The organism is Jiella flava (assembly GCF_017349315.1).
Classification (GTDB): domain Bacteria; phylum Pseudomonadota; class Alphaproteobacteria; order Rhizobiales; family Rhizobiaceae; genus Jiella; species Jiella flava.
In genome coordinates this window covers 1-575 of record NZ_JAFMPP010000049.1, presented here as the reverse complement: position 1 = coordinate 575, position 575 = coordinate 1, and the positions used below count along the sequence as shown (strand labels likewise).

Here is a 575-nt window from a genome sequence, read left to right as displayed (position 1 = left end):
GAGGCGGGCTCGAACATCCGCGTCGTCGAGCCGGGGCGGCGGTTCACGCCCTATGAGGTCGCCCATCCGGACGCCCAGTATGAAGAGCATGTCGCGATCGCGGCGACCCATTGGGTGGTCGACCGATCGTATGAGACGGCGGGCGACGAGCCCGAATACCGCAACGCCTTCACCGCCATCCCGTCACGTATCCCGCTGACCCCGCACCGCGAGACCCCCTGGCCGCATGTGGCGGGCGCCCAGGTCGGGATCATCGCCGGGCCGGCGGGCGAGGAGATCCACTGCGACAAGTTCGGCCGGATCAAGCTGTGGTTTCCACCGCGAGCCGCCTGGCGGCTCGCGGCAGTCTGAAGTCCGGTCCGGCTTTGCCGGACGGGGGACCGGCGGGCGAAGAAGGACGGCTCGGACACGGTCTGGGTGCGGGTGTCGCAGAACTGGGCCGGCGGCGGCTTTGGCGGCCAGATCATCCCGCGGATCGGCATGGAGGCGATGGTCGCCTTCGTCAACGGCGACCCGGACCAGCCGCTGGTCACCAGCCTCGTGCCGAACCCGAACCAGAAGGTGCCGTATACGCT

At 69.6% G+C, this 575-nt stretch carries 1 pseudogene; it reads left to right on the top strand.

Annotated features, from left to right (window positions below):
- Window positions 1–575: pseudogene (locus J1C48_RS18770) on the top strand (type VI secretion system Vgr family protein); the annotation flags it as partial.